26 protein-coding genes are annotated in these 26,030 nt (G+C 61.8%); 16 read left to right on the forward strand and 10 right to left on the reverse strand.

Translation table 11 applies throughout. The annotated features are described in order from the left end of the window. Positions 1 to 2: 2 nt before the first annotated feature. Positions 3 to 1,079, reverse strand: a complete 1,077-nt coding sequence (locus LPB73_RS05505) for a lysylphosphatidylglycerol synthase transmembrane domain-containing protein (RefSeq protein WP_231079885.1) — start codon at positions 1,077 to 1,079, stop codon at positions 3 to 5. A 402-nt stretch (positions 1,080 to 1,481) separates the two neighbouring features. On the opposite strand from LPB73_RS05505, the gene LPB73_RS05510 reads away from it, so the two are divergent. After that, the gene (locus tag LPB73_RS05510) at positions 1,482 to 1,988 is read left to right on the forward strand and encodes a ferritin-like domain-containing protein (RefSeq protein WP_068735594.1); all 507 of its coding nucleotides are present in this window, start codon (positions 1,482 to 1,484) and stop codon (positions 1,986 to 1,988) included. A 74-nt stretch (positions 1,989 to 2,062) separates the two neighbouring features. Here LPB73_RS05510 and LPB73_RS05515 read toward each other — a convergent pair whose 3' ends face one another. Next, a complete protein-coding gene (locus LPB73_RS05515) occupies positions 2,063 to 2,497 on the reverse strand; it encodes a hypothetical protein (protein WP_089265199.1) in 435 nt (144 codons plus the stop codon). Between the two features lie 199 nt (positions 2,498 to 2,696). Between LPB73_RS05515 and LPB73_RS05520 the strand changes: the two genes are divergently transcribed. After that, complete coding sequence (locus tag LPB73_RS05520) at positions 2,697 to 3,182, forward strand: hypothetical protein (protein ID WP_231079887.1); 486 nt, start codon at positions 2,697 to 2,699, stop codon at positions 3,180 to 3,182. On the opposite strand, the gene LPB73_RS05525 is transcribed toward LPB73_RS05520, so the two are convergent. Beyond that, a complete protein-coding gene (locus tag LPB73_RS05525) occupies positions 3,183 to 3,608 on the reverse strand; it encodes a universal stress protein (protein ID WP_089265696.1) in 426 nt (141 codons plus the stop codon). A 58-nt stretch (positions 3,609 to 3,666) separates the two neighbouring features. After that, the gene (locus tag LPB73_RS05530) at positions 3,667 to 4,203 is read right to left on the reverse strand and encodes a SixA phosphatase family protein (RefSeq protein WP_231079891.1); all 537 of its coding nucleotides are present in this window, start codon (positions 4,201 to 4,203) and stop codon (positions 3,667 to 3,669) included. A gap of 141 nt (positions 4,204 to 4,344) precedes the next feature. Between LPB73_RS05530 and LPB73_RS05535 the strand changes: the two genes are divergently transcribed. From LPB73_RS05535 to LPB73_RS05580, 10 genes are all read left to right on the forward strand, one after another. Further along, positions 4,345 to 5,718 carry an NAD(P)/FAD-dependent oxidoreductase gene (locus tag LPB73_RS05535; protein ID WP_231079892.1) on the forward strand — a complete coding sequence of 458 codons (1,374 nt, stop codon included), beginning with the start codon at positions 4,345 to 4,347 and terminating at the stop codon, positions 5,716 to 5,718. A gap of 126 nt (positions 5,719 to 5,844) precedes the next feature. Next, positions 5,845 to 6,351, forward strand: coding sequence for a peptide-methionine (R)-S-oxide reductase MsrB (gene msrB / locus LPB73_RS05540; RefSeq protein WP_231079893.1), 507 nt, complete (start codon positions 5,845 to 5,847; stop codon positions 6,349 to 6,351). A 217-nt stretch (positions 6,352 to 6,568) separates the two neighbouring features. After that, positions 6,569 to 8,425 carry a flagellar hook-basal body complex protein gene (locus LPB73_RS05545; RefSeq protein ID WP_175366566.1) on the forward strand — a complete coding sequence of 619 codons (1,857 nt, stop codon included), beginning with the start codon at positions 6,569 to 6,571 and terminating at the stop codon, positions 8,423 to 8,425. A gap of 58 nt (positions 8,426 to 8,483) precedes the next feature. After that, complete coding sequence (flgK, locus tag LPB73_RS05550; RefSeq protein ID WP_231079895.1) at positions 8,484 to 10,385, forward strand: flagellar hook-associated protein FlgK; 1,902 nt, start codon at positions 8,484 to 8,486, stop codon at positions 10,383 to 10,385. Between the two features lie 7 nt (positions 10,386 to 10,392). Then, positions 10,393 to 12,015, forward strand: coding sequence for a flagellar biosynthesis protein FlgL (locus LPB73_RS05555; RefSeq protein ID WP_231079897.1), 1,623 nt, complete (start codon positions 10,393 to 10,395; stop codon positions 12,013 to 12,015). Positions 12,016 to 12,297: 282 nt separating this feature from the next. Then, positions 12,298 to 14,535, forward strand: a complete 2,238-nt coding sequence (locus LPB73_RS05560; protein WP_120291378.1) for a DUF1522 domain-containing protein — start codon at positions 12,298 to 12,300, stop codon at positions 14,533 to 14,535. Between the two features lie 382 nt (positions 14,536 to 14,917). Further along, complete coding sequence (locus LPB73_RS05565; protein ID WP_231079898.1) at positions 14,918 to 17,200, forward strand: DUF1522 domain-containing protein; 2,283 nt, start codon at positions 14,918 to 14,920, stop codon at positions 17,198 to 17,200. A gap of 257 nt (positions 17,201 to 17,457) precedes the next feature. Continuing rightward, a complete protein-coding gene (gene flbT / locus LPB73_RS05570; RefSeq protein ID WP_089265190.1) occupies positions 17,458 to 17,835 on the forward strand; it encodes a flagellar biosynthesis repressor FlbT in 378 nt (125 codons plus the stop codon). 3 nt (positions 17,836 to 17,838) lie between these two features. Continuing rightward, a complete protein-coding gene (gene flaF / locus LPB73_RS05575) occupies positions 17,839 to 18,204 on the forward strand; it encodes a flagellar biosynthesis regulator FlaF (protein WP_089265189.1) in 366 nt (121 codons plus the stop codon). 95 nt (positions 18,205 to 18,299) lie between these two features. Then, a complete protein-coding gene (locus tag LPB73_RS05580; protein WP_231079900.1) occupies positions 18,300 to 18,659 on the forward strand; it encodes a hypothetical protein in 360 nt (119 codons plus the stop codon). A gap of 9 nt (positions 18,660 to 18,668) precedes the next feature. On the opposite strand, the gene LPB73_RS05585 is transcribed toward LPB73_RS05580, so the two are convergent. The 4 genes from LPB73_RS05585 to LPB73_RS05600 all read right to left on the reverse strand — a co-directional run bounded on the left by LPB73_RS05585 (position 18,669) and on the right by LPB73_RS05600 (position 21,203). Continuing rightward, a complete protein-coding gene (locus tag LPB73_RS05585) occupies positions 18,669 to 19,055 on the reverse strand; it encodes a hypothetical protein (RefSeq protein WP_089265187.1) in 387 nt (128 codons plus the stop codon). A 164-nt stretch (positions 19,056 to 19,219) separates the two neighbouring features. After that, positions 19,220 to 19,714, reverse strand: coding sequence for a hypothetical protein (locus tag LPB73_RS05590; RefSeq protein ID WP_175366560.1), 495 nt, complete (start codon positions 19,712 to 19,714; stop codon positions 19,220 to 19,222). A 17-nt stretch (positions 19,715 to 19,731) separates the two neighbouring features. Next, positions 19,732 to 20,079 carry a flagellar assembly peptidoglycan hydrolase FlgJ gene (gene flgJ / locus LPB73_RS05595; protein WP_089265185.1) on the reverse strand — a complete coding sequence of 116 codons (348 nt, stop codon included), beginning with the start codon at positions 20,077 to 20,079 and terminating at the stop codon, positions 19,732 to 19,734. Then, on the reverse strand, positions 20,079 to 21,203 hold the full coding sequence (locus tag LPB73_RS05600) for a flagellar basal body P-ring protein FlgI (RefSeq protein WP_089265184.1): 1,125 nt from the start codon (positions 21,201 to 21,203) through the stop codon (positions 20,079 to 20,081). Before LPB73_RS05600 ends, flgJ begins: the two co-directional genes overlap by 1 nt. 327 nt (positions 21,204 to 21,530) lie before the next feature. Between LPB73_RS05600 and LPB73_RS05605 the strand changes: the two genes are divergently transcribed. The 4 genes from LPB73_RS05605 (at position 21,531) to LPB73_RS05620 (ending at position 23,994) form a co-directional block, all read left to right on the forward strand. Further along, positions 21,531 to 21,941 carry a flagellar assembly protein FliX gene (locus tag LPB73_RS05605; RefSeq protein WP_089265694.1) on the forward strand — a complete coding sequence of 137 codons (411 nt, stop codon included), beginning with the start codon at positions 21,531 to 21,533 and terminating at the stop codon, positions 21,939 to 21,941. A 250-nt stretch (positions 21,942 to 22,191) separates the two neighbouring features. Next, positions 22,192 to 22,602, forward strand: a complete 411-nt coding sequence (dksA, locus tag LPB73_RS05610; RefSeq protein WP_068735634.1) for an RNA polymerase-binding protein DksA — start codon at positions 22,192 to 22,194, stop codon at positions 22,600 to 22,602. Between the two features lie 200 nt (positions 22,603 to 22,802). After that, entirely contained in the window at positions 22,803 to 23,066 is a 264-nt protein-coding gene (locus tag LPB73_RS05615; RefSeq protein WP_120291376.1) for a hypothetical protein, read from the forward strand. Between the two features lie 139 nt (positions 23,067 to 23,205). Further along, the gene (locus LPB73_RS05620; RefSeq protein ID WP_231079902.1) at positions 23,206 to 23,994 is read left to right on the forward strand and encodes a 2-keto-4-pentenoate hydratase; all 789 of its coding nucleotides are present in this window, start codon (positions 23,206 to 23,208) and stop codon (positions 23,992 to 23,994) included. 127 nt (positions 23,995 to 24,121) lie between these two features. Here LPB73_RS05620 and flgH read toward each other — a convergent pair whose 3' ends face one another. Both flgH and flgA read right to left on the reverse strand, forming a co-directional pair. After that, entirely contained in the window at positions 24,122 to 24,874 is a 753-nt protein-coding gene (flgH, locus tag LPB73_RS05625) for a flagellar basal body L-ring protein FlgH (protein WP_068736258.1), read from the reverse strand. Positions 24,875 to 24,879: 5 nt separating this feature from the next. Then, on the reverse strand, positions 24,880 to 26,028 hold the full coding sequence (flgA, locus tag LPB73_RS05630) for a flagellar basal body P-ring formation chaperone FlgA (protein WP_414716864.1): 1,149 nt from the start codon (positions 26,026 to 26,028) through the stop codon (positions 24,880 to 24,882). Between the last annotated feature and the right edge of the window lie 2 nt (positions 26,029 to 26,030).

A 26,030-nucleotide genomic window follows, 5' to 3' on the forward strand; every position in this document is an offset into this window, starting at 1 on the left:
ATTCAACCCTGTGACTGACGCTTCAATGGCTGCTCATGCACCACGACCGGGGCGGGCTCCGTCTCGCTACGTTCATTGCGGTCATCCAGGCGGCGCCTGTGCCACGGCTGGATGACACTGAGCCAGATTTCGCGGGTGCCCATGATGCAGATCGAGATGGCGAACGGGATCATGAAATACAGGATCCGGAACATGACCACAGTGGCGACCAGCTCCTCCTGGCGGAACTGCGGCAGCGCCACCAGCAAGGCTGCGTCGAATACGCCAAGGCTGCCCGGCGCATGGCTGGCGAAGCCCAGCAGGGTGGCCAGGATGAACACTACGGCCAGTGAGACGAAATCGATAGTGGGCTGATCTGGCATCAGCAGATACATAGCCAGCGCGCAGAAGCCGAGATCGACAACGCCGATGGCGATCTGCAGCAGCGTCAACTGGGCGGAGGGCAGGACGACCTTCCAGCCGTTCTGACCGAGCTCGCGGCGTTGCTTGCCGATCGACAGCCAGATCAGATAGCCGATGATGCCGGCCAGACAGCCGAACCCGATCAGCCGATTGATGGCATTGGGCAGGAGATCGATGGCCGAGGCGGCCTGCGGATGCCAGACCATGCCGATGCCCAGCACGAACAGATTGCCGAGCCAGAAGGTCAGTCCGGAGATGAAGCAGATCTTGGCGACGTCAATGGCATTCAATCCGTAGTCCGAATAGATGCGGAAGCGGATGGCGCCGCCAGTGAACACGGTGGCCCCGATATTGTGGCCGATGGTGTAGCTGGTGAAGCCCGAGAGTGCCGCGATCCGATACGGCACATGCTTCTTGCCGATCGTTCTGAGCGCGAAGTAATCGTAGAAGGTGAGGGTGCAGAAGGCGCCGATCACGCACAGCGTCGCCATGGCGATTTGCATCGTCGATTTTGCGGCCATCGCCGCCAGGATCTTGGCGGTATCGAGGCCCTTCAGCGTATGCACCAGATGAGAGATGGCGAGGGCGATGACGATCAGGCTTGCGACAACACCCAGCCGTTTCCAGCCGACGTGTTGCTTGAAGCCGCGCCCGAGCGCGGTCAGCAATCGTTGCATTCGTCCTCCCGGCGGAGCGCGAACAGGTGGAAAGCCGATCGGGGTAACAGGCGGCAAGCGGCGACCAATTCACTCATACGCGAAGTTCACTCATCAAGCCCAAACCCTTACGGCAAAAACGTTTCGTTGTGCAGTCCTTGACAGCGCCAGCGTTAATACCGCGCCGCAAGGTCGCCACATACCCGCGCCGGCTGCAAAGCCCTGACCCTGCACGACAATCGCACAGACAATTCCGAGCCATTCGTCCCGCATTTCATATAGGCGGGCAAGTCGAATGTTCCATGCGGCAAATCAAGACGGTCCCGGAACACGTCCCAATATCGATGGTTACCGGCCTATCGCAACCGAGCGGGACAATGCGCCGCAGCGGCCACCCCGTTCCAGAACACCGGGATTGAAACGATGGGACTGTTCACCAAGGACATCAAGACGATGGATGACCTGTTTGTGCACCAGCTGCAGGACATTTATTACGCGGAGAAGCAACTTCTGAAGGCGCTGCCGAAGATGGCTGACAAGGCTGCAGAACCACTGTTGAAGCAGGCTTTCAAGACGCATTTGCAAGAAACCGAAGTGCATGTGCAGCGGCTTGAGCAGGTCTTCGCCATGCACGGCGCCGAGGTGAAGGCGGTTACCTGCCCGGCAATCGACGGTATCATCAAGGAAGCCGACGAGACCGCCGGGGAGGTCGAGGACAAGAAGGTACTCGACGCCGCGCTGATCAATGCGGCTCAGGCCGCCGAGCACTACGAGATCGCGCGTTACGGCAGCCTGATCGCGTGGGCGCGCCAGCTTGGCCGCAACGATTGCGCGGCCGTGCTGCAGAAGACGCTCGATGAGGAAAAGACCACCGACAAGAAGCTGACGTCATTGGCCGAAGGCAAGGTCAATATGCGCGCCGCAAGCTGATCGCGGTACCAGCGATCACACGGCATAGAGCAATCGCGCGGGCGAAAGCCTGCGCGATTTTTTTGGGCTTTGCCCTATGCCTTTCGCAGCGCAAAATGGGCACCGCAGAACGCCATGACGCCGCCGAGGCCGAGGGCGGCAAGACTGGCCAGAACACCCGATGCCGTCGGTATAGCGTTGGGCGCCGAGGCCGCCTGACCGGCGCCGGCCAGAAACAGCACGCCGATGGTGATCAAAAATTGCCGCATGCGCTGCGGGATGCGACCGGATGCTGCGCTGTGCAGCAGGTTAGCGGTCACATAGCCGCCGACAAAGGCCATCGCCGCTATCAGCCACCAGGCGAAGGCCGATCCGATCGGCATGAAATTGTCGGGATCGTTGCGCCAGAGGCCACCGAGGTCGAGGCCGAATCGCTGGCCGAGCATGTGTACGGCCAGCGCCAGCAGCAATCCTGAAATCATCGCGCCGGCCAGAATCAGGCGGCGCGGAAAAGTGGTCGTCTCGGCCATGGCAAGCTTGTAAGGGACATGCAGGCGATCGCGCAAGCAAGCGAGGTCGAACAGTGCAGGGGACTTCTGTTTGCTCAAGACCCTCTTCAGGCGCAGGGACGCATCGTCTGCCGCAGAAGCGGCAGGGCCCGGGCACACTTATGCCTACAAGGCCTCCCTGATTGGCGCCGCGCATCGTTATGAATTGACAGATGAAGGTTTGTTATGGCGCACAGGTCGGCGCTCTGGTGTCTGGGCCTATGCGGATATCGCGGCGATCCGGTTGTCCTATCGGCCGATGGGTATGCAGCACCGCCGCTTTCGCGCCGATATCGATCATGCCGACGGTCGTCACATCACGATCTTCTCGACGTCGAAACAAACCGTCGCGCTGATGGAGCCGCAGTCGGGCTACAGCGCGTTTATCCTGGAGCTACATCGACGTCTCGCTGCGGCAGGTAGTCTGGCCAGGCTGAGCTCCGGCCTGCGACCAGGCATCTACACAATGATCGTTGCTGCACTGGCCTTTGTCGGTCTCGCAATGACAGCGCTGCTCCTGCGTGCGCTGCTCACCGGCGAGTTTGCCGGCGTGGTCTTCATCATTGGCTTCTCAGTATTCTTCGGCTGGCAGATCAGCGGCTTCATCCGCCGCAACAAACCGCGCAACTACACATTCAGCAGTGTACCCGCCGAGCTGTTGCCGTAGTCATGGCCGCACCACCAGCACCGAACATTTCGCATAGCGCACCACATGGCCGGCATTGGAGCCGAGAAAGTAAGTGCGCATCGCCGGGCGGTGCGAGGTCATCACAATGAGATCGGCCTTGATCGCCGAGGCTTCTTCGAGAATCTCGTGATAGATGCCGCCCTGTCGCACCACGCTGGAGACGCGGGTACTGTCGATGCCGCAATCGCGTGCCACCGCCGCAAGAGCGGCCTGCGACGATTCCAGTTGCTGAGTATCGAAATCCGCCGGGACATATTCGGCCAGCATCACCGGCGTCATCGGCATTATGTTGAGCAGCCGGACGGTGGCACCGAAGGTTTGCGACAGCGTCGCGGCCTGGGCAATCGCGGGTTTGGCCACATCGGTTTCGGCCAGATCGATCGGGACCAGAATGGATTTGTACATGCGCACCTCCATCGTCGTCCGGAGAAGGATAGCACAAACCGGTTCCGATGGGCGCGGCTTATTCGCCCGCGGCGCCCTTCAGCAGTTTCGGGCTGACGAATTGCACGAGTTTTCCATCGCGGAAGGCAACGTCGTTCCAGTCCTCGATGGGAAAGTCGATCACCACGATGCTGCCGGTTGGCAGGTTGTCGGCGACGGCTTTCCTGCCTGCGGCATCGCCGCCGCCAATCAGGCTGAGCGCCATTTCATGCAGGCCGGGATTGTGGCCGACCAGCATCAGCTGCTCTGGATCTTCCACGGCGGCGCCGCGGATCACCCCCAGCAATTCGGAGAGGCCGGCGCCATAGAGTTCATCAAGGCTGGCGACTGTCGGTTTCGCCGCCGGCATCGCCGCGGCCACGAGGCTCCAGGTCTGCTGCGCGCGTACCGCCGTGGAGACGCACACCAGGTCGGGCAGGGGCGGATTTCTGCTGAGCCAGGCGCCCATGAGAGCCGCATCCAGCCGGCCGCGGTCATCCAGCCTGCGATCGAAATCCTTGCCGCTCGGCGCGTCCGTTTCAGTCTTGGCGTGACGCAGCAGCAGTAAACGGCGCATGGCGCGATCTCGATTCGGCAAGAGCAAGAGGTAGTAGCGAGGCGAGCGGCGCGGTCGCGCCAGACGTCAGGTCTGCGGATTAATGGACATGAACCGTGAGGACAAGGTGACAAGCGCCCCACCTGTCCGTAAGAAAACGTTATGACTGCCCCTTCCGCAAGCGTGACATTTGGACCTGAGGTCGCCGACGCCGACCGCGCGCGGCTGACCTTCAGCCTCGATGTCGATGTCTGCGTGGTCGGGGCCGGGCTCGCCGGGCTCAGCATTGCGCTGGAAGCGGCGCGTCTGGGTGCGAGCGTCGCGGTGCTCGAAGGGCGCTATGTCGGCTGGAACGCGTCCGGCAACCAGCTGGGAACCGTGATGCCGGGCTTTGGCCTGCCGCTCGCCGATCTGATTGCGCGTGTTGGCCTGGAGGACGCTCGTGAGTTGTGGGCGCTGTCGAAGCAGGGCGCAGAGTATGTCCGGACCCAGGCCTCGGACGACCTGATCCCCGGTCTCGGCCTGTCCGAGGGCGCGCTGGAAGTCTCCAATGTCGATGTCGGCGATCGCCTGATCGCCCGCCTGCAGATGCTCGGCGAAGATTTCGATACTGAAGTGGACGGCTGGCAGATCGACCGCGTCCGCGACGTGCTGAAAACCAAACGCTACTTTCACGGCGTGCACTATCCGAAGGCGTTTCAGATCGATGGCCGCAAATATCTGCTGGGTCTCGCAGCGCTGGCGAAACAGGCTGGTGTGCGGATCTTCGAGGACACGCCGGTGGTCAGCATCGATGCCGGCGGCATCCGCAAACGCATCGTGACCCCGTCGGCGCGGATGCGTGCCACACACATCGTGCTGGCCGGCAATATCCATCTCGGCGCGCCTGCGCAAAAGCTGTCGGACACGCTGTTGCCGGTGTGGCGCTATGCCGGCATCACCGAGCCGCTCGGTGAGCGCCTCGCCGAGGCGGTGACGTTTCAGGGCTCGGTGAGCGATAGCGACGGCGTCGACCATTTTCGTATTGTCGATGGTGATCGGCTGATGTGGTCGAGCCCGGAAACAACCTGGGCCGGGCCGCCGGAGCGCTATGCCGGCGCCATCGCGCGCCGCATCCGCACCGTGTTTCCGGTGCTGGGCAAGGTTGCCATGGCCGAGACCTTCGGCGGCGCGCTCGGCCAGACCGTGCACGGCATGCCGCAGATCGGGCAACTCCGTCAGGGATTGTGGGTCGCCAGCGGCTTCAGCCATCGGGGCCTCAACACGACGGCCATGGCCGGGCAACTGATCGCCCGTGGCATGTATGCCTATGACGATCGCTTCAAGCTGTTCGCGCCGTTCGAACTGGTCTGGGCTGGTGGCACGACCGGGCGGGCCGTCGGCTACGCGGTCGGGCTATGGGAGCGGCAGGGTTCGGCGCTGGCCGGCACGCTGGCGCGGTATCGCGAACGGGCCCGGGCGCGGGAGCGGATCCGCGAGGCCCGGCTGGCCGAGGCCAATCTGCGCGCGGGAACGCGAGGCCCGCGGGCGGGTTAGGCGATCCGCCCGGTTCCCGCGCAACAAAACGTGAGTAATATTTCGGAACCGGCGTGTAACTTCCGGCTCGTCCGCCCGTATTTCAAGCGAACGAGATGATTGTCTCGATTGTCAGGGAGACCAACCATGATCGACCGCCGCTTTCTGTTGACGACCGCTGCTGGCCTGGGAGGATTGCTGTCGCTGAAATGGCTGACGGCTTCGCCGGCGCGGGCTGCCTCGGACGAGAAGTTCGAAGTCGTGAAGACCGATGAGGAATGGCGCAAGCAGCTGACGCCGCAGCAATACGAGATCCTGCGCAAGGAAGGCACCGAGCGGCCGTATTCGAGCCCGCTGAACAAGGAAAAGCGCAAGGGCACCTTCGCCTGCGCCGGCTGCGACAATCCGCTGTTCTCGTCGGAGACCAAGTTCGAGAGCGGCACCGGCTGGCCGAGTTTCTGGCAGCCGCTGCAGAATGCCGTAGGCGAGCGCAAGGATTCGACGCTCGGCATGGTCCGCACCGAGATCCATTGCCGTCGCTGCGGCGGCCATCTTGGTCACGTCTTCGATGACGGCCCGAAGCCGACCGGCCTGCGCTACTGCATGGACGGCTTCGCGATGATCTTCAAACCGGCCGCGCCGTCGGCGACCTGAGCAACTACGCAGAACCCGGCGAAATCAGGCGCCGATCCGGCAATTATTTCCCTGCTAGGCAATTGTGCCCCGGTCCGTGGACCGGGGTTCTTTGTTTAGTGCGTTGAATTCGTTGAATTTATCCCCTTGGCACGGGGCTTGCGACATCTCCTCCGACAGCGGCTGTGAATTTGGCACCATCCGGCGGGCCGCCCGGATCGAAGTTGGAGACGATGTAATGGGTATCTTCGGCGCTCTCACCACGTCCGTTGCGGGCCTGCGGGCGAACTCCTATGCGCTGGAAAACATTTCCGGCAACATCGCGAACTCGCAGACCACCGCCTTCAAGCGGATCGATACCAGCTTCCTCGACCTCATTCCCGATGCCGGCACATCCGCACAGGTGGCCGGCAGCGTGACGGCGCAATCGCGCAGCACCAACACCATCGCGGGTTCGGTGCAGTCGTCTTCGGTGGCGACTTACATGGCGATCAACGGCGACGGTTTCTTTGCGGTGCAGAAGCCGGGCAACGTCTCCGACTCCACGCCGATCTTTGACGGCGTCAACAAATACACCCGTCGCGGCGATTTCTCGCTCGACAAGAACGGCTATCTCGTCAACGGCGCCGGCTACTATCTGCAGGGCGTCAAGATTGATCCCTCGACCGGCAATCCGGCCGGCAGCACGCCGGAAGTGCTGCGCTTCCAGAACGACTTCCTGCCGTCGCAGGCCACCACCAAGATCGACTACCGCGCCAACCTCGCCAGCTATCCGCTGACCACCAAGCATCAGACGTCGGTGCCTGGTTCCGAATTGCTACGATCGGCCGACTTCGTGTCGAACCCGCGCGTGCTGGGCACTGCGGCAACGCCCTTCGGGAATACTGCTGTTCCGGGCAACGCGCGCAACAATTTCGCGACGACGCCGGCGCCGATCTCGGCGAATACCAAACTCGCGCCCGTATCCGGCAGCGATACGCTGCCGGTCGGCTTCGCAAACGGCGATACGCTCGTGCTGAAGACCACCAGTGCCGGTGTCACCACGACCAAGACGCTTTCGTTCTACACGGGCGCCGTTGCTCCTGCGGCCGTACCAGGCACGACCTTTATCCCTATCGATACGGCCACTGTCGGCGACGTGCTCACCGCCATCGACACCGCGACCGGCAATGCGTCGCCGCTATCGAGCGTGTCCGCCACCGGCGTGATCACGTTGAACTCCGGTACGGCGAACGACTTTACGCTGGCGGCAGGTTCGACGACCACGGCGGTCGCCGCATTCCAGGCCTTGGGTTTCACCGGCACCGTTACCGGCCTTCGTTCGGGCGGCGGCACGGCGGGCACCGGCGTCGTGATCGGCAGTGACTCCCAGACCTTCCTCGATGAATCGATCAGCGGTGGCGCCAAGACGGTCTATGATGGCAACGGTGCACCGGTCAGCCTGCAATTCAGGTGGGCGAAGGTCGAGTCCGCCACGCAGGGCGGAACGGATACCTGGAACCTGTTCTACCAGACCGATCCAGCGGCCACGGGTGCAAGCCCTGCCTGGCAGAATGTCGGCACCGACTTCAAGTTCGGCCCGAACGGCCAGATGCAGCCCGTTGTCGGCCAGATCACGCTGACCGGCCTGACCGTCAGCGGCAAGAGCCTTGGCAATGTCACCATGGCGTTCGGCACGGGCGGTCTCACCCAATTCGCCGACACCAATGGCAACGTCCAGGTCAATCAGCTCGAGCAGGACGGCTACGCTGCGGGTCAGCTTCAGAGCGTGTCGGTCAGCAATGAAGGCCGTGTGGTCGGCAGCTACTCCAACGGCCGCAACATCGATCTTGCCGAAGTCAGCATTGCCACCTTCAACGGCGCCAACTTCCTCAAGCGCATCGATGGCGGCGCGTTCGAGACCACCAACGAATCCGGCGAAGCGCTGTACGGCAAGGGTGGCAGTATTTCCGGCTCGTCGCTGGAGTCGTCGAACACCGATATCGCCGACGAATTCACCAAGCTCATCGTGACCCAGCAGGCATATTCGGCCAATACCAAGGTGATCACGACCACCAACACCATGGTTCAGGATCTGCTGAACGTGATGCGTTAATCGGAGGGTCGCATCTGCGGCCTTCTTCCCGCGTCAACCTTGAGAGCGACAGTTAGTTATGAGTCTGAACGACGCACTCTCCATCGCCATGTCCGGCCTGCGCGCCAATCAGGCCGCGATGTCGCTGGTCTCCTCGAATGTGGCCAATGCGGAAACGCCTGGCTACATTCGCAAGTCGACGGATCAGGTCGCAGTCAATTCCGGCAACGGCAGCAGCGTCCGCACCGTCGGCGTCAATCGCGAACTCGATCAGTATATCCAGGCGCAGCTCCGTACCGAAACGTCGGGCGCGGGCTATGCCTCGCTCCGGTCGAGCTTCCTGCAGCAGATGCAGAGCCTCTACGGCGATCCTGGTTCAGTCGGCTCGCTCGAATATTCCTTCAATGCCCTGACGACAGCAGTGCAGGCGCTGTCAACGAGCGCGGACAGTCAGTCGGCGCGGATCGGCGTGCTCAACGCCGCGCAAACACTCGCGCAACAATTGAATTCGATGACGCAGGGCATTCAGAGCCTGCGCAGCGCGGCGGAAAGCGGCATCAAGGATTCCGTGACGACCGCCAACACGCTGATGAAGCAGATTGCCAAGATCAACAATCAGTTGACGGCCAATCCGCAAGGCGGAACATCGACGGATTCCAACACCGCCGCGCTGCTCGATCAGCGCGATCAATATGTCACGCAGCTATCGCAGCTGATGGATATCCGCGTCACCACCAATGGCGCCAATCAGGTCACTATCTTCACCGGTTCCGGTGTGCAGCTGGTGGGCAACGAAGCGGCGACACTGGCGTTTAATGCCCAAGGCACAGTATCGGCCGGCACGACGTGGAGCGCGGATCCCAGCAAGAGCAATCTCGGCTCGGTGGTGATCGAATTTCCGAACGGTGGATCGATCGACCTGACTGCTGCCGGCGCTATCAAGTCGGGCACGATCGCCGCATATACCGAACTTCGCGACAAGACGCTTGTCGAGGCGCAGAACCAGCTCGATCAGTTCGCAGCGTCGATCTCGAGCGCGCTCTCGGACAAGACGACGGCGGGAAGCGTCTTTCCCGTGCCGACGGTGCCGCCGACGACGCTGCCGCCGGGAACGCCGACCGGCTTCACGCTCGACGTATCGCAAATGAAGCCGGGCAATGTCATTCACTTCACGTATACGGATACGGCGACCAACACGCAGCGCGAAATTTCGTTCATGCGGGTCGATGATCCCAGCGTGCTGCCGCTGCCGAACACGGCAACAACCAATCCGAATGATACCGTCATCGGCCTCGATTTTTCTTCGGGCTTCGGCTCGGTTCTGAATCAGTTGAACGCGGCGCTTGGCGGCCAGGCTACGTTCTCCGGCACGGCTGGCGCGCTCACCGTCGTCAACAATCCCGCATTCGCCAACATCAACGCAGCGTCGGTGACGGTTACGCAAGGTCCCACTGATCTAAGCAACGGGAGCCCGGAGCTGGCGTTGTTCACCGATAACGGCGCCGCCTATAGCGGTGGCATAAGCAAGAACGGTTCGCAGATGACCGGTCTCGCCGGCCGGCTGACGATAAACAATGCGATCGTCGCCGACCCCTCCAAGCTGGTGGTTTATAGCGGGTCGACGGCAGCAGGCGACACGACGCGGTCGGCCCTCCTGCTCAACCAGTTGAACAATGCCAGTTTCACTTACTCGCCGGCGACGGGAACGGGCAGTGATACGGCGCCGTTCAAGGGGACGCTGTCGAGCTATATGCGCCAGTTCGTCGGGCAACAGGGCGCTGCGGCGGATTCCGCCAAGCAACTCGCGGATGGCCAGAACGTCGTTCTCAACACACTCGACAAGAAGATGGCAGACGCGTCCGGCGTGAATATGGATGACGAGATGGCGCATCTGCTGTCGCTGCAGAACGCCTATTCGGCCAATGCGCGCGTGATGTCGACGGTCAACGAATTGTACAAAACCCTGATGCAGGCATTCTGAGGTAGTCATGACGATCAGTGGTGTCGGCTCACGCACATCCTATATCGGATCCGGAATTACCAATCTGCGCGATCAGCTCGACGCGCTGACGCAGCAGCTGTCGAGCGGCAAGATTTCCAACACCTATGCAGGGCAGGGCAGCGGTCGCAGTCTCGCGATCGCGCTGCGCGCGCAGATCAGCAATGTCGCGGCCTATGCCGATACTGCCGTCAATCTAAACACGCGCATCGGCGTGGCGAACCTGTCGCTGCAGCGCCTCGTGGCGATCGGATCGGATGTCAAAGGCGCCGCCGTCAGCGCCGGCAGCAATTTCGACAATACCGGTCAGACGCCGGGGCAGAAGACGGCTTCGCTCGGCTTCTTCGATTCCGTCGATATGCTGAATGCGCGGTCCGGTGACCGCTACCTGTTTTCCGGCCGCGCCACCGATACGGCGCCGGTCGCGCCCGCCGACCAGATCATGAACGGCAATGGTGCGCTCGTCGCCGGCCTCAAGCAGGTGATCGCCGAGCGCAAGACGGCCGATCTCGGTGTCAACGCAAACGGGCGCGTTGGCAGCGCAGTCGGAACCCCGGTGACCTCGGTGGTGATCTCCGAAGAGGACGCGACACCGGCACCGCCGGCTGTGGCGCAGCCCTTCGGCATGAAGGTCACCGGTGTGTCCACCACGATTGCCGGTGCGACGGTCACCCAGCCCGTCGATTTACCGGCGACCGTTCCGCCGACGCCGCCGGCAACGCCGGTGGCAAAATCGATGTCGATCGATCTTGGGGCGACCAACCCGAATGTCGGCGATCAGGTCAAGTTCACCTTCACGATGCCGGATGGCACGAAGGAAGACATCGTCCTGACCGCATCGGATAAGACACCCCTGCCAGCCAATTCGTTCTTGATCGATCCCGGTCAGCCGAACGCCGTTCCGCCGGTGGCGCCGTCATCGACGGCAACCGCAGCGAACCTCAATACCGCGCTCGGCACAGCCATGAAGGATCTCGCCAACGGGCCGATGGTGGCGGCCTCTGCGATCGAGGCTGGCGACAATTTCTTCGACCAGCCGCCGCTGCGCGTCGGGTCGACGCCGCTCGGCTCTGCAACCACGCTCGTTGCCGGCACGGCCGACAATACCGTGATCTGGTATCAGGGCGAGCAGGACACGGCCGCCAACGGCTCGGCCCGCGGATCGGCAGTCTCCCAGGTCGATACATCGATCACGGTGCAATATGGCGCACGCGCCGATGAGCAGGCCCTGCGCTCGCAATTGCAGACAGTCGCCGTGTTCGCGGCCGTGGCCGTCGATCCGGCACAACTCGGCAATGCGACCTATGCCAAGAACGCCAGTGCGCAGATCGCGGCGCTGAACCAGCGCGTGGCGCAGAACCTGGCGGATATCCCCGGCCAGCAGACGATTCAGGACATCCAGGCCGACTTCGCCGGCGCGCAGGCATCGATCAAATCGACTACGGATCGGCAGGTGCAGACCAAGGCCATGGCCCAGACGATGCTCGACTCCATCGAGGGCATCAACGACGACGAGGTCGCGACGAAGATCCTGGCGCTGCAGACCGCTTTGCAGGCTTCGTACCAGACAACGTCAAATCTTTATCAGATGAGCCTGGTTAAGTTTCTTTAACGAATTGCTTCGTGTTTACAACTTCGCCGGGTTTTGGTCGCCTCGTCAAAATCCGGGAAGCCAACCTCCCAACGATACAAAAGCACTGATAACAAACGACAAAGCCCGACTTTTACGAGTCGGGCTTTGTCGTTTTGGGGGACGGGTGCAGGTAGTCAAACACACGCACAGGGAGCGCTAAATCCGCACAATTCCCTTTACGCAATTTTAGAACCTCAGCGTCATCTTCCCTTCGTCGACCAAGAAGGTCGCTCGTTGTGTCTACCAGGAAGGTAACCAAACATGTCCGGCATTACACTCTCGTCCTCCGTCCGTCAGAACCTGCTCTCACTGCAGTCGACCGCGGACCTTCTCTCCACCACCCAGAACCGCCTCTCGACCGGTAACAAGGTCAACTCGGCGCTCGACAATCCCACCAACTTCTTCACGGCCCAGGGCCTGAACAACCGCGCCAGCGACATCAACAACCTGCTTGATGGCATCGGCAACGGCGTCCAGATCATCCAGGCTGCCAACACCGGCATCACCTCGCTGCAGAAGCTCGTCGACTCTGCGAAGTCGATCGCCAACCAGGCGCTGCAGACCACCGGCGGCTACTCCACCAAGTCGAACGTCTCCACCACGATCACCGGCGCGACTGCGTCTGATCTCCGTGGCACGGCCTCGTTCAGCAACGCTGTTGCTTCCAGCAACGTGCTGGTCGACGGTACCGCTGGCGGCACGACTGTTGCGACGATCGCCGACACGCTCGGTGGCGTGGCTGGTACGTTCAACGGCTCGGTTGTCCAGGACAACGCGGGTACCCCGGCGAACATCACCGGCGCTACACTGCTCTACGGTGCGACCGGTGCTCTCGCGGCTGACGCAACCGCTTCGGCGTTCAAGGACGGCGACGTTCTGACAGTGAATGGCAAGTCCATCACCTTCAAGACGGGCGCGGCCCCGACCGCCGGCACGATCCCGACCGGATCTAGCTATAGTGGCAACACGGTAACCGATGGTTCGGGCAACCAGACCGTCCTCCTGAACGCCACGACGAACGTGGCCGATGTCACCAACGCTATCGACCTTGCGAGCGGTGTTCGTACCGTTAGCTCGGTTGCCAACGGTGTTGCGACTTTGAGCGGCGCGGCTGCGACCATCACTGGTGGTTCGATCGCTCTGACGACGACCACCGGCGCCAACCTGCAGATCGACGGCAAGGCCGACCTGCTGAAGTCGCTCGGTCTGACCTCTTCGAGCGGTTCGGGCAATGCGTCTGTTACGGCCTATCGCTCGACCTCGGCTGCTACGCTCGGCACGCTGATCGAAGCTGGTTCGACCTTGAACGTGAACGGCAAGACCATCACGTTTGCGGCCGGCAATGCTCCGACAGCTTCGGCAACCCACACCGGCGTGTCCGGCAAGCTGGAAACCGACGGCAAGGGCAACTCGACTGTTTATCTGGGTGACGCGACTGTTGCGGACATCCTGAAGGCTGTCGACCTCGCCACCGGCACTCAGACTGCAACGCTTGCTGCGGGCGGTGCTACCCTCGCGACAACGGCCGGCACGACGAACTCGTCGATCGGCGCTGATGGTACGCTGAAGCTGAGCACGGGTATCACGTCCGACCTCAGCATCTCCGGCACCGGCAACGCTCTGAAGGCACTCGGTCTCGGTGGCAACACCGGCAGCGCGCTGAACTTCACGGCTAACCGTGGTTCGACCCCGGGCAGCGTGGACGGCAAGACGCTGAGCTTCACGTCGTTCAACGGCGGTACCGCGGTTGACGTCACCTTCGGCGACGGCACCAACGGCACGGTCAAGACGCTCGACCAGCTGAACACCAAGCTGCAGGCGAACAACCAGACGGCGACGATCGACGCTTCGGGCAAGCTGACCATCTCGGCGAGCAACGACTACGCTTCGTCGACGCTGGGCGGTACGGCCGGCGGTGTCATTGCCGGCACGGCAACCACCCTGCTGTCGTTCTCGACCGCAACAGCTCCGGTTGCAGACGCGACTGCCCAGGCAACTCGCGCCAACTTCGTGAACCAGTTCAACGGCATCTTGACCCAGATTGCCACCACCGCTCAGGACGCGTCGTTCAACGGCGTCAACTTGCTCGGCGGCGATACGCTGAAGCTGACGTTCAACGAAACCGGCAAGTCCACGCTGAACATCACCGGCGTCGACTTCGGACCGGCCGGCCTCGGCCTGTCCAACCTGACCTCGGGAACGGACTTCCTGGACAACGCTGCGACCAACAAGGTGCTCTCCACCCTGAACGTCGCGTCGAGCTCGCTGCGTGCCCAGGCTTCGGCTTTCGGTTCGAACCTCTCGATCGTGCAGACCCGTCAGGACTTCTCGAAGAACCTGATCAACGTGCTGCAGACCGGTGCGTCGAACCTGACCCTGGCCGACACGAACGAGGAAGCGGCAAATAGCCAGGCGCTGTCGACCCGCCAGTCGATCGCCGTCTCCGCGCTGTCGCTGGCTAACCAGTCGCAGCAGGGCGTTCTCCAGCTGCTCCGTTAATAACGGCGCACTGATCATACGAAAACCAGGCGGCGGGGCAGAAAGCCCCGCCGTTTTTCGTTGTCATAATCGCTGCTCAAAGGCCCGAAAAGCTTACGCTTTTCGGGCCTTTGCCATTTTGGGACAGTTTTACGAAAGCCTTAATCCGCTGTTAACCATATCTTAAATGGTCGTCGGTCATATTCGGCCCGTGTAGGAAGCAGGTAGGTCGAGAATCGACCGCGTTTAATCCGGGATCGCCATCAGGCGGGCCGAGATTCCTCTTCCAGAAGGGCGTCAAACTTCACCGGCAGCGTCGCGGCGAGACCGAGTCTCGTCCCAGACGTACCATGCGCAATGCGACCCGAAGGTCGGCATGCGCGGGGAACAGGAAGGTTACAACATGTCAGTCGTTCTCTCGGCGTCAGTTCGTCAGAATCTGCTTTCGCTGCAATCCACCGCTGATCTGTTGTCGACCACCCAGAACCGGTTGGCGAGCGGCAAGAAGGTCAATACGGCCCTCGACAACCCGACCAACTTCTTCACGGCTGCAGGCCTCGATAGCCGCGCCAGTGACATCAATAATCTTCTCGACGGCATCGGCAATGGCGTGCAGATCCTGCAGGCGGCCAATACCGGCATCACCTCGCTGCAGAAGCTCGTGGATACCGCGAAGTCGCTCGCGAATCAGGCGCTGCAGACCCCCGTGGGCTATTCAACCAAGTCGAACGTCTCCACCACCATCGCGGGCGCAACACCGGACGATCTGCGCGGCACCCAGACTTTCGCCAGCGCGACGGCTACCAGCAACGCGGTGTATAACGGCACGGCCGGCGGTACGACGCCGGTCACTGGAGGCACCACGCTGGGCGGCGTGGCGGCATCGCTGATCGGTACGGCCGCGCCTGACGGCGCCGGTACTGCGGCGTCGCTGTCCGGCACGTTGAAACTGATCGGTACGCCTGCCGGCGCGGCGACCATCGGCGCCACGGCACAGCCGAACGACGGCGACACCATGATGGTGAACGGCAAGACGATCACCTTCCGAACCGGGCCGGCACCTACCGCGGCCACCGCTCCCGTGGGGCTTGGCGTCGATAGCGTCAATACTAACGTGGTTACCGATGGCAACGGCAACTCTACGGTCTATCTCGGTACGGCGGGCGCCCCGACCGGTAGCGTGGCCGACCTGACCAAGGCCATTGATCTCGCTAGCGGTGTGCAGAAAGCCGTCATTTCCAACGGCGTCGCGACGGCTTCAGCGTCGTCCGGCACCGTCGCATCGATTGCCGCCGGCGTCCTCACGCTGTCGACGTCCACGGGTTCGGATCTCAACATCAGTGGAAAGGCGGATTTGCTGAAGCAGCTCGGCCTGACGACATCGGTCGGCGCCGGAACGGTTTCCGTCTCGCAATCGCGCACGACGGCTCCGGGCACCATCGGAAATCTGATCCAGAGCGGCTCGACACTTTACGTCAATGGCAAGACCATCACGTTCAAGGATGCGTCCGTTCCGGCAGCGGCCAACATCCCGGCCGGCTCCGGCTCGCCGGTCGGCTCCAACCTCGTCACGGACGGTAGTGGCAACACGACGGTCTATCTCCAGGGCGGCAAGATCTCCGACGTTCTCACGGCCATTGATCTCGCTACCGGCGTGCAGACTGCGGTCAATAACGCCGCGACTGGCGTCGCCGCTCTGACCACCACGCAGGGTTCTACCGCATCGACCGTTGCCGCCAACGGCACGTTCAAGATCAGCACCGGCACGATCCAGGACCTGTCGATCAGCGGCAGCGGCAATGCTCTCTCGGCACTCGGCCTCGCCGGCAACACTGGCACGTCGACCGTGTTTACTGCGGCACGCGCCGCAGGTCCCGGTGGCATCAGCGGCACGACGCTGACCTTCACGTCGTTCAAGGGTGGCACGCCGGTCAATATTACATTCGGCGACGGCTCCAACGGCACCGTCAAGACGCTCGCGCAGCTGAACGTCGCACTGGCCGCCAACAATCTGGCAGCCACGGTCGATGCGACCGGCAAGCTGGTGATCGCGGCGGGCAACGACTACGCGTCGTCGACCATGGGCTCGGTGCTCGATGGCGGCACCATGGGCGGCACCGTGACGTCGGCGCTGAGCTTCACCAGCGCTGCGCCGCCGCTTGTCGATCTGCCGTCACAGTCGACCCGCGCCAACTTGGTTGCGCAGTACAATAACCTCATCACCCAGATTACCACGACGTCGCAGGATGCATCCTTCAACGGCGTCAACCTGCTGGCCGGCGATACGCTGAAGCTGGTGTTCAACGAAACCGGCAAGTCGACGCTGAACATCACCGGCTCGGAATTGACGCCCGCCGGTCTGGGCCTGCCGACGCTCATTTCAGGCAGCGACTTCATCGACAACGCGTCGACGAACCAGACACTGAGCCAGCTCAATATGGCCAGCACGCAGTTGCGCTCGCTGGCTTCGGCGCTCGGCTCGAATCTCTCGATCGTGCAGATCCGTCAGGACTTCGCCAAGAACCTGATCAACGTGCTGCAGACCGGATCTTCCAACCTGACGCTGGCCGACACCAACGAGGAAGCCGCCAACAGCCAGGCGCTGTCGACCCGGCAGTCGATCGCCGTCTCAGCGCTGGCGCTGGCCAACCAGTCGCAGCAGAGCGTACTCAAGCTGCTCCAGTAAGTCTGGCGGCCGCACCAAGATTATCGAACGGCGGGGGAAACTCCGCCGTTTTTCGTTGGTCGGGGGTAGTCAGCGGCGTGTCGCGCGGCATCCTGGCTTTCCCCAGACTGAAGACGCCGGTCGCGGAACGCTGGTATTATTCGAATCGCAGGCGTATTTTCGGGGTTCCTGGATAGTGCATGCCCGCCCGAAACGTGGCACCAGATACCGTTGGCTTTGCATGTGGCCTCACGGCCGCTGCGGGGGAGGAGAGCTGAATGCCTTTGCGAGTCGAACTGAAGCCGGGTGAGCGAATCATCATCGGTCAGAGCGTGATCACCAATTCCGATACGCGCACGGCGTTCCTGATTGATGGCGATGCACCGATCATGCGTGAGAAGGACATTCTCACGGCGGAGACTGCCACGACGCCGGTCAAACGAGTCTATCTCTGCGTGCAGATGATGTATCTGGAGAACGATATCCCGGCCTATCAGGAGCTATATCTCGGCTTCATCAAGGAATTGATCGAAGCGGTTCCGAGTTTTCGCGAGACGATCGAGGACGTCAGTAAGCTTATTTTAAGCGGCGCGCTTTACAAAGCACTCAAGGAATTGCGTCCGCTGATCAAGCGGGAAGAAGAGTTTTTGAGGTAGCGAATGTCGATCGGTGCTCAAGCCTACGCGCGTACTGCCCAGACCACGGCGACACCGAGAGACATCGAAGCGCAAGCCCTTCTGAAAGCAGCGCGCAAGCTGCAGGACGTTGTGGCAAACTGGGACCATACCGATGCTGGTCTCGACGAAGCTCTTCTGTTCAATCGCAAGCTCTGGTCGATCTTCGTTGGCGATGCCATCAATGACCAGAATCCGGAATCGATTGAGATTCGCCAGAATATCGCCAATATCGGCATCTTCGTGCTGACGCAGTGCACCGCCTTGCAGCATGTTCGCCAGGTCGAACATCTGCAGTCGCTGATCGATATCAATCGCAATATCGCCGCAGGTCTGTCCGGGCGTCCGTGAGCCTCCCTGAAATCCGTAACGATAGCTTAATGATCGGCGATGCCTAATAGCGCCGGATCAGCGGGCGATTCGAAACCGCGCGCGACGGGGCTGAGATGGCAGACGTTCTGAGCATTCTTTCGACGGCTTACAAGACCACCGTGCCGGTCACGGCAGGTAAGTATGTGGCGGTGGATCCCGAAACCTATAAGGGTAGCTGGGAAGGCAAATACGCCAACGGCAAGAAGTTCGAAATAGCCATCTCGCAGGTCGACGGCTTTCGTGCTCAGGTGAAGTACAAAAGCGAGGGAACCGTCAAGTATCAGCAGGTGCTAATCAAGGACAGTGCGTTCCGGGTGGGTGATACCAAGTTCCAGCTCAACGGCGACAACAAGGCAATCATCAAGACCGTCGTGACCGACGCCGCGACGGGCAGCACCTATCTTGATACGGCCTACGCTACGCGCGATACGTGATCGGCGCAGTTAGACGCTGCGATCCGTTTCCATACGTCGATCAAGCAACTTTGCATCCTGCTTCAGCGTGTCCATGGCGCGCAGATAGGCGCGGGAACGCAGTCGCGATTCCTCAGGATACTGGTCGATCACCTGGTTGGACTTCTTGTCCACAGACACGAAGACGATCTCGCCTGCGCCCTTGTCGATGATGACTTCCTTCGAAATCCGATCGCTATCGACCTGCTGATAGTTCGCCGCAGAAATGTTCGGCTGCAGTACACGGGGCGCTGCTGACACGGTCTTGTCGGGGGGCAGTTGCGTAGGCACAGCTTCACGCACCGCTTCTGGTGCGGGTCGTATCACTGGCGTGGCAACCGGTGCCCCCACCGGTTTGATATTGAAGTCGGCACCCATGGCAGCCCTCCTGGCTCCATTCGATAAATCCCGACCCGTTCCCAAACGACATTATGCACCGGACGGCTGAATCCGGTGCTTACTGGCGCGCTGCAATTTAAGTCAAAAGATAACAATGCCGCGGCGCGTCAAACGGGCCAACGGTCGCATGACCAATTATACGATCAAAGTGACCGACTGACGACAATGGGCGTCATGTTGACCCGGCCCGGCTGAGCCTGCCGACCGGCCGCCGTATAGGTCTGCGGGATATTACGCTTCTGAACCTCGGCATTGACGCCGCGGACGATACCTTCCGATACTGCATGCGCGGTGGCGAGCACGGTCAGATTGACCTGCAGCATCGCACGGAACACGTCATGGTGCTTGCGCAAGGCGGAGAGCAGGTCGGGCGTCGTCTGCGCGAGATATGTCTGGCTGATCTTGAGCAGCGAGATCATCGCAATGTAACGACGCGAAATATCCGCCTTCGGCGCTTCGAGCTTGATAGCCTCGCGGATATGGCCGTTGCGGACCAGCGTGGTCTCCTGTTCGATGACGGCGAGCAGCTCGTTCATCACCTTCATGAGTTCGTCGGCGAGCTGACGGGCTTCCATCAGCGTCGCGACCGAACGCGGTGCGGCGATCGGGGCGGCTTGCTGGCGTTGCGCATTGTTCATGGCGGTGTCCTCTGCGATCAGCTGGCGCGATTGGCTTGCTGGATGATAAGTGAACGAAAAACTTCGTTGGAGATGCCGACGCCGCCGGCCTTGGCGAAGGACTTCGAATATTCGTCGGTCAGCATTGAGCGCCATGCGCCGGTGCCGGTGGTGTCGCCGAACGGGCCTTCGCCCTTGATGCCCGATGTCATCTGCGAGAACATCGTGTTGATGAACATCGCCTCGAAATCTTCGGACTGCTTGCGCGTCTTGGCCTGAGCTTGCGGCGATACTTTCTGCAGCGCATCGATCAGGTTCTGATCGGGGCGGCCATTGATGGTCGGGTGCTTGGCCTGATAGGCGGCGACGGCGGTGTTGACGTTCATCACATCACCTCGATGTCGGCCTGGATGGCGCCTGCGGCCTTGATGGCCTGCAGGATGCCGATCAGGTCGCGCGGGCCGATGCCGAGGCCATTGAGACCGTCGACGAGCTGCTGCAGCGACACACCGTCCTTCACCAGAGCGAATTTCTTGCCGTCCTCGGTCACGCCGACACGCGTACTTGGCGTGACGACAGTGCGGCCGTTGGAGAATGCATTGGGTTGGCTGACATTGGCGCTCTCCGAAATCGTCACGGTGAGATTGCCTTGCGCCACGGCGACAGTGGCGACGCGCACGTCGCGGCCCATCACGATGATGCCGGAACGTTCGTCGATGATGATCTTGGCGGCCAGATCCGGTTCGACCTGCAGCTGCTCGATCTCGGTGAGCAGCGCGACGACGTTGCCCTTAAACTCCGGCGGGATCGACAGCTGCACGGTGGAGGGATCGATCGGTTCGGCGGTCTTGGATCCCAGGAAGTCGTTGACGGCGGCGGCAATACGCTTGGCCGTGGTGAAGTCAGGGTTGCGCAAAGCGAGGCGCACATTGGGCAGGCGGTTCAGCGCGAATTCGATCTCGCGCTCGATGATGGCGCCATTGGCGATGCGGCCAACGGTGGGCACGCCGCGGGTGATGCTGGCTGCGGCACCTTCGGCGGCAAAGCCATTGATGGCGAGGGAGCCCTGGGCGACGGCGTAGACGTTGCCGTCAGCGCCGAGCAGGGGGGTGACCAGCAGGGTACCGCCGGTCAGGTTCTTGGCATCGCCGAGCGCCGAGACGGTGACGTCCATGCGGGTGCCCTGGGTGCCGAAGGCGGGCAGGTTGCCGGTGACCATGACGGCGGCGACGTTGCCGGTGCGCAGCGTCTGGCCACGAATGTTGACGCCCATGCGTTCCAGCATCGCCTGCAGCGACTGGCGGGTGAACGGGATGTTGTTGAGGGTGTCGCCGGTGCCGTTGAGGCCGACCACGAGGCCGTAGCCGATCAGCTGGTTCTGCCGGACGCCTTCGATATTGGCGAGATCCTTGATCCGCGACGTCGCATGTGCCGACACCGCCTGCACGAGCAGCACGAGCAGCACCGCACAGGCCGTCTGACAGAATCGGATCGATGGTAGGCTCGGCATCCTCTGCTCCCCGCTGAGGTCTTCACTGGACCGCTCGCCACTCCCATGACGACGATCCAGCCTTCACTATGCGAGTGCCGTGCCAGCGTTCTAAATCGGTATAAGATGTTGATTTATAATGTGAATGATAAAGGCTCTGGGGCTAGACAAGCGGCTTGCGCTCCGGCGAAAGTGCCGCCCGCGGCAGATTTTGCCGGGCCGTTTACGATTGATTAACCATAAAAGACGACCTTTCCGGTTGGAGGTCCGTTTACGCTCGCGATGGTACTGAGCGAACGGCAAGCCGCCGTGGGCCGGGATCGGCCATTACCCTTGCTGGACACGCCGATGCGCATTTACGGACCGAACGGCACCACATTCGGAGCCCCGTCGTCAGGAGCGAAGAAAACCAGTTCGACCGGGTTTTCGTTGCCTGATGCGACACCCACCTCCGAGACCAAACCGACCGTAGCGCCCCGGGCGGCCAACAGCATCGATGCGCTTCTGGCCATGCAGAGCGTCGAAGATCCCATGGAGCGCCGCAAGCGCTCGGTGAAGCGCGGCCGTGGCGCGCTCGATGTCCTCGATGAACTCAAGATCGGCCTGCTCACGGGCTCGATCAATCCGGCCATGGTGGCGCGGTTGCGCAGTGCGGCAGCCAACCTCAAGGAATCATCCGGCGAGCCCGGTCTGGACGCCGTGCTGTCCGAGATCGAGCTCCGGGTCGAAGTAGAGCTGGCCAAGGCTGGCCAGGTCTGATCCCCCCGGAGCGGCCCAAGGCTGGCTGGCGCCCGTATCAAAGTGCCGTTTATCCCTTCCACAGCCCTTTGACCAAAGACCGGGCCGGGGCCTGCTACATGCTGCAGCAGCACGGTTCCGACCCTGAAACCCGGCGGTGGATGGTCGTTCCGGAGGTATCCTGACGTTATTGTCTGTCACATGACCTAGCTATATAAGCTGCGGCGCGGCCGGTCATTTCCGGCGCCTTGCACGCATAGATGGATTGGCCTTGGACAAGTTGAAAAGCTATCGCCCCTCCGAAAAAGAGCCTTTCATGAACGACCGGCAGCGCGACTATTTCCGCGCGAAATTGCTGGCCTGGAAGGAAGAAATCCTCCGTGAATCGAAACTCACCCTGCAGGCTTTGCAGGAGGAGAACGTCAATCACCCCGACCTCGCCGACCGTGCATCGTCGGAAACCGACCGCGCCATCGAACTGCGGGCACGTGATCGGCAGCGCAAGCTGATCTCCAAGATCGACGCCGCGCTGCTGCGCATCGAGGATAATACCTACGGCTATTGCGAGGAGACCGGCGAGCCGATCTCGCTCAAGCGGCTAGAAGCCCGCCCGATCGCAACACTCTCCGTGGAAGCTCAGGAGCGCCACGAGAAGCGCGAAAAGGTCTATCGCGACGAATAGTCTTTCCGATACCAAACGGCCGCCCATCGGGCGGCCGTTTTTCATTTCGGTGTTCTGGTTGGCAACCACGCATGCTGTGCGATGCAGTGATCTGCGATGACTGCACTGCAGCACGGCGACATTCTTAAACACGGGAATATGAACGTCATCATTTGCCGATAGGACGTAGGCTGGATCCAGAAAAAACGGGAGGATGAACAATGGCTGCGCCTGCCTCTTATGATCCCGATACGATCGCGCTGATGCGGAATGTTCTTCAGAAGGTCGTCGCAAGGGTGCCGGAGCAGCACCGCACCTCCTGCAATCAGGCCGCGATCGCCTCGCGCATCCTGGCGACTGCGGCGCAGGGCCGGCGTTCCGAAGATGTCCTGACGACGGAAGCTCTGGCCGAGGTGAAGGAGATATTCACCGGACCAGCCGGGATGAGGCGACTTCATGAAGACCTGACCAGGGTCTTCGGCTGAACTCCAGAATCGAGGAGTTGCAGTGGCGCGAGCGTCGGTTCGCGCTAGCAACGCTGCGCACCGTTGCCAAGCAGGATGGTGGTCGCTACCCGTTAGTCATATGTCGGCATGAGCCGTGTGACGAGCGAAGGGACCGCCGATGGAAAAGTATCTCGCGATCGCCGAAATCCTGGCTTACGTCCGCCATAACCGCACGCCGCTCGCCGTGTTGCCGCCAGACGTGGTCCCGCATGACGAAGCTGATGGCTATCGCGTGCAGGACGCGCTTCACAATTTGCTGTCGCCCGATTTCGGCTTGCAGGTCGGTTACAAGATCGGCTGCACAAGCGCGGTGATGCAGCATTATCTCGGTATTTCGCACCCTTGCGCCGGCGGACTCTATATGAGTGGTGTTCATGCCGCCGGAACGTCGCTGCGCTACAACGATTATGTACATGTCGGCGTGGAGTGTGAAATTGCGGTCCAGCTCGCGAGCGATCTGATGCCGTCGGGCGAGCTGTTCGCAGCTGATGATGTAGCGACAGCGATCGATGCCTACCATCCGGCTATCGAGATCGTCGATGATCGTTATGCGGACTGGCGCAGTATGGATGCGCCGACACTGATCGCAGATGATTTCTTTGCGGCAGGATGTGTTCTGGGTGCGCCTGTTACTCGTGGCAAGGCGCCTGATCTTCTGTCGGTGATTGGACGTGCCGTCGTTAACGGCACGGAAGTGGGGCGCGGCAATGGCGCCGATGTTCTTGGTCATCCACATCATGCACTGGCCTGGCTTGCCAACCATCTCGCGGCTCGAGACAAGATATTGCGCGCCGGAGACTTCGTACTGACGGGCAGTCTCGTGCAGACGGCGTGGCTCAATCCCGGAGATCACGTCCGAATGGAATTGCTCGGACTGGGCAGCGTCGAGGTGGATTTCAAGAGCTGACGAATGATTGCGCCGCGTTTCCAGTCTGTCCAGAACGACGACGGCCTTCCGCCAGGGGAGCTGACGGAAGGCCGTGCGTGAACACCTCATCGCGTGGGAGCACGATGAGATGTGGGAGCTCGTAACGTTAGAAGGGCAGCAGCACGTCCATCACTTGCTGGCCGTAGCGCGGCTGCTGGACGTCCGAAATCTGACCGCGGCCGCCATAGGCGATGCGGGCCTGGGCGATCTTGGCGCTGTCGATGGTGTTGTCGCTCTGAATGTCTTCCGGACGCACGATGCCGGCGACGATCAGTTCGCGGATCTCGTAGTTGACGCGGATTTCCTGCTTGCCCTCGACCACGAGATTGCCGTTCGGCAGCAATTGCGTGACCACGGCGGCAACGCTGGTTTGCAACGCTTCCTGTCGTGCGACTGATCCCTTGCCGTCGCTCGACGACGATCCGTCAGCCGTCAGCAGACGGCCGGGCAGGACCGAGGCAGCCGAACCTGTCAGCAGCTTGCTGCCCGCAAAGTCGGTGATCCCCGAGTTTTCCGTATTGGTGCGGCTGCGCTGGGTCTCGTTGGCGATATTGGCCTTGTCGGTGAAGTTCACGGTCACCGTCAGAATGTCGCCGATCTGGCGCGCGCGCTGATCCTTGAAGAACGCGCGCGATCCGCTACGCCACAGGGAGTTGGCGTTGTAGGATGCGACCTCCGGCTTCGGCATCGGCATCTGCACCGGCTTGTAGCCGGGCTGTGTCGTTGGGTTTTCGATCGCCGTGAGCGCCGGTTTCTCGCCGATGGACGCGAGACGGTCGATCGATGAACAGCCGCTGGCAGCAAGGCCGACCGTCAGAAGCGCAGCGCCGGTGGCGAAGGGACGATGGAACTGGAACATCAACTTTACTCAGCTTTTCGAGAAACAGGCACGTGGTCGTTGGCAGCGAGAGCGACGGGAGAGGTGGCAGCGGGAGAGTTGGCCAGGGGAGGTCTGGCCTGGGAGATTTTTTCAGACGGGAGAGACTCGCGGGTTGGGACAGGAGTTGGTGCTGGAGTTTCGACTTGTGCGGGAAGACGCGGCGACGGAGCGGAGACGGCGACCTGGCCGCGGCCGACCACGACGCCGGAGACGGTGCGCTTGGACTGCAGGTTGATCACATTGACCACGTCGCCTTCGGTGCCGCCTTCGATGGCCTTGCCGCGCAGCGTGAGATAGAGGCCGGCAGTTTCGTAGATCAGCGTTACTGCCTGATCGCGGGTGACCAGGTCTGGCTTGGCGAGGTCGGCATTGCGGATTGCCTGACCGGCGCGCAATTGGCGGCGGCTCTGCATGCCCACGGCGCGGTCGCGCGTTACGCCATCGTTGCCGACTTCGGCTTTCGGGCGACGCTCGACGACGACGTCGGAGGACTTCAGCACTTCGTTGCGTTCGACGCCGCGGACCAGCACCGCCGCTTCCACGGTCTCAACGGCACTGCCGGTGAAGCGCAGCTTGGTGGCAGACACGTTGGTGTCGTTGCCGATCGCAAAGGTGACGTCGAAACGGCCGCTGCGCGCGTCGAACCGGGCCGCGACGGGCTGCAACGCGCCGGTATTGCTGGCGTCGAGCTGCAGGCCCTGGACTTCGCGGTCGAAAGTGAGGCTGAGATTGGCAGCGGCACCAAGGCCGTGGCGGTTCTCCAGCGCTTGCGCGACCTGGTTCTCGATATCCTTGCTGTCGATGCTGCGCGACAGCCGCGTCACCGTGATGGACTTGAGCTCGCGTGTATCAACGCCAATCACCTGATGCTGCCGCAACGCCGCGATGACCTGCGCGGTTGACAGCGTGCCGACGGTCCCGAGATCGGGTGCCCGATAGATTGCGATCTGCGCGGTGGGGCCGGCATTGTCGATGACATCGCCAATCCGCACCACGTCGCTGGAGACCGTGACGTTGGCGCGCAGCGTTGGCGATGCGATGACCTCGTCGCGCTGCGCCTGGCCGAGCGCAGCAGTGGCCGCTGCAGCGAGCAGGGCGGTGGCGAGGAGAAGCGAACGCATGGCTGATGTCATGA

This window comes from Tardiphaga sp. 37S4 (assembly GCF_021044645.1).
Classification (GTDB): domain Bacteria; phylum Pseudomonadota; class Alphaproteobacteria; order Rhizobiales; family Xanthobacteraceae; genus Tardiphaga; species Tardiphaga robiniae.

Coding starts and splice junctions, on each gene's coding strand:
- flgK (WP_231079895.1), top strand. CDS start 8,484: ATGAGTCTGAACGACGCACTCTCCATCGCCATGTCCGGCCTGCGCGCC.
- LPB73_RS05535 (WP_231079892.1), top strand. CDS start 4,345: ATGACTGCCCCTTCCGCAAGCGTGACATTTGGACCTGAGGTCGCCGAC.
- LPB73_RS05620 (WP_231079902.1), top strand. CDS start 23,206: ATGGAAAAGTATCTCGCGATCGCCGAAATCCTGGCTTACGTCCGCCAT.
- LPB73_RS05505 (WP_231079885.1), bottom strand. CDS start 1,079: ATGCAACGATTGCTGACCGCGCTCGGGCGCGGCTTCAAGCAACACGTC.
- flgA (WP_414716864.1), bottom strand. CDS start 26,028: ATGACATCAGCCATGCGTTCGCTTCTCCTCGCCACCGCCCTGCTCGCT.
- LPB73_RS05590 (WP_175366560.1), bottom strand. CDS start 19,714: ATGAACAATGCGCAACGCCAGCAAGCCGCCCCGATCGCCGCACCGCGT.
- flgJ (WP_089265185.1), bottom strand. CDS start 20,079: ATGAACGTCAACACCGCCGTCGCCGCCTATCAGGCCAAGCACCCGACC.
- msrB (WP_231079893.1), top strand. CDS start 5,845: ATGATCGACCGCCGCTTTCTGTTGACGACCGCTGCTGGCCTGGGAGGA.
- LPB73_RS05515 (WP_089265199.1), bottom strand. CDS start 2,497: ATGGCCGAGACGACCACTTTTCCGCGCCGCCTGATTCTGGCCGGCGCG.
- LPB73_RS05565 (WP_231079898.1), top strand. CDS start 14,918: ATGTCAGTCGTTCTCTCGGCGTCAGTTCGTCAGAATCTGCTTTCGCTG.
- LPB73_RS05545 (WP_175366566.1), top strand. CDS start 6,569: ATGGGTATCTTCGGCGCTCTCACCACGTCCGTTGCGGGCCTGCGGGCG.
- LPB73_RS05615 (WP_120291376.1), top strand. CDS start 22,803: ATGGCTGCGCCTGCCTCTTATGATCCCGATACGATCGCGCTGATGCGG.
- LPB73_RS05580 (WP_231079900.1), top strand. CDS start 18,300: ATGGCAGACGTTCTGAGCATTCTTTCGACGGCTTACAAGACCACCGTG.
- LPB73_RS05585 (WP_089265187.1), bottom strand. CDS start 19,055: ATGGGTGCCGACTTCAATATCAAACCGGTGGGGGCACCGGTTGCCACG.
- LPB73_RS05530 (WP_231079891.1), bottom strand. CDS start 4,203: ATGCGCCGTTTACTGCTGCTGCGTCACGCCAAGACTGAAACGGACGCG.
- LPB73_RS05525 (WP_089265696.1), bottom strand. CDS start 3,608: ATGTACAAATCCATTCTGGTCCCGATCGATCTGGCCGAAACCGATGTG.
- LPB73_RS05560 (WP_120291378.1), top strand. CDS start 12,298: ATGTCCGGCATTACACTCTCGTCCTCCGTCCGTCAGAACCTGCTCTCA.
- LPB73_RS05555 (WP_231079897.1), top strand. CDS start 10,393: ATGACGATCAGTGGTGTCGGCTCACGCACATCCTATATCGGATCCGGA.
- LPB73_RS05510 (WP_068735594.1), top strand. CDS start 1,482: ATGGGACTGTTCACCAAGGACATCAAGACGATGGATGACCTGTTTGTG.
- flbT (WP_089265190.1), top strand. CDS start 17,458: ATGCCTTTGCGAGTCGAACTGAAGCCGGGTGAGCGAATCATCATCGGT.
- LPB73_RS05600 (WP_089265184.1), bottom strand. CDS start 21,203: ATGCCGAGCCTACCATCGATCCGATTCTGTCAGACGGCCTGTGCGGTG.
- flgH (WP_068736258.1), bottom strand. CDS start 24,874: ATGTTCCAGTTCCATCGTCCCTTCGCCACCGGCGCTGCGCTTCTGACG.
- LPB73_RS05605 (WP_089265694.1), top strand. CDS start 21,531: ATGCGCATTTACGGACCGAACGGCACCACATTCGGAGCCCCGTCGTCA.
- flaF (WP_089265189.1), top strand. CDS start 17,839: ATGTCGATCGGTGCTCAAGCCTACGCGCGTACTGCCCAGACCACGGCG.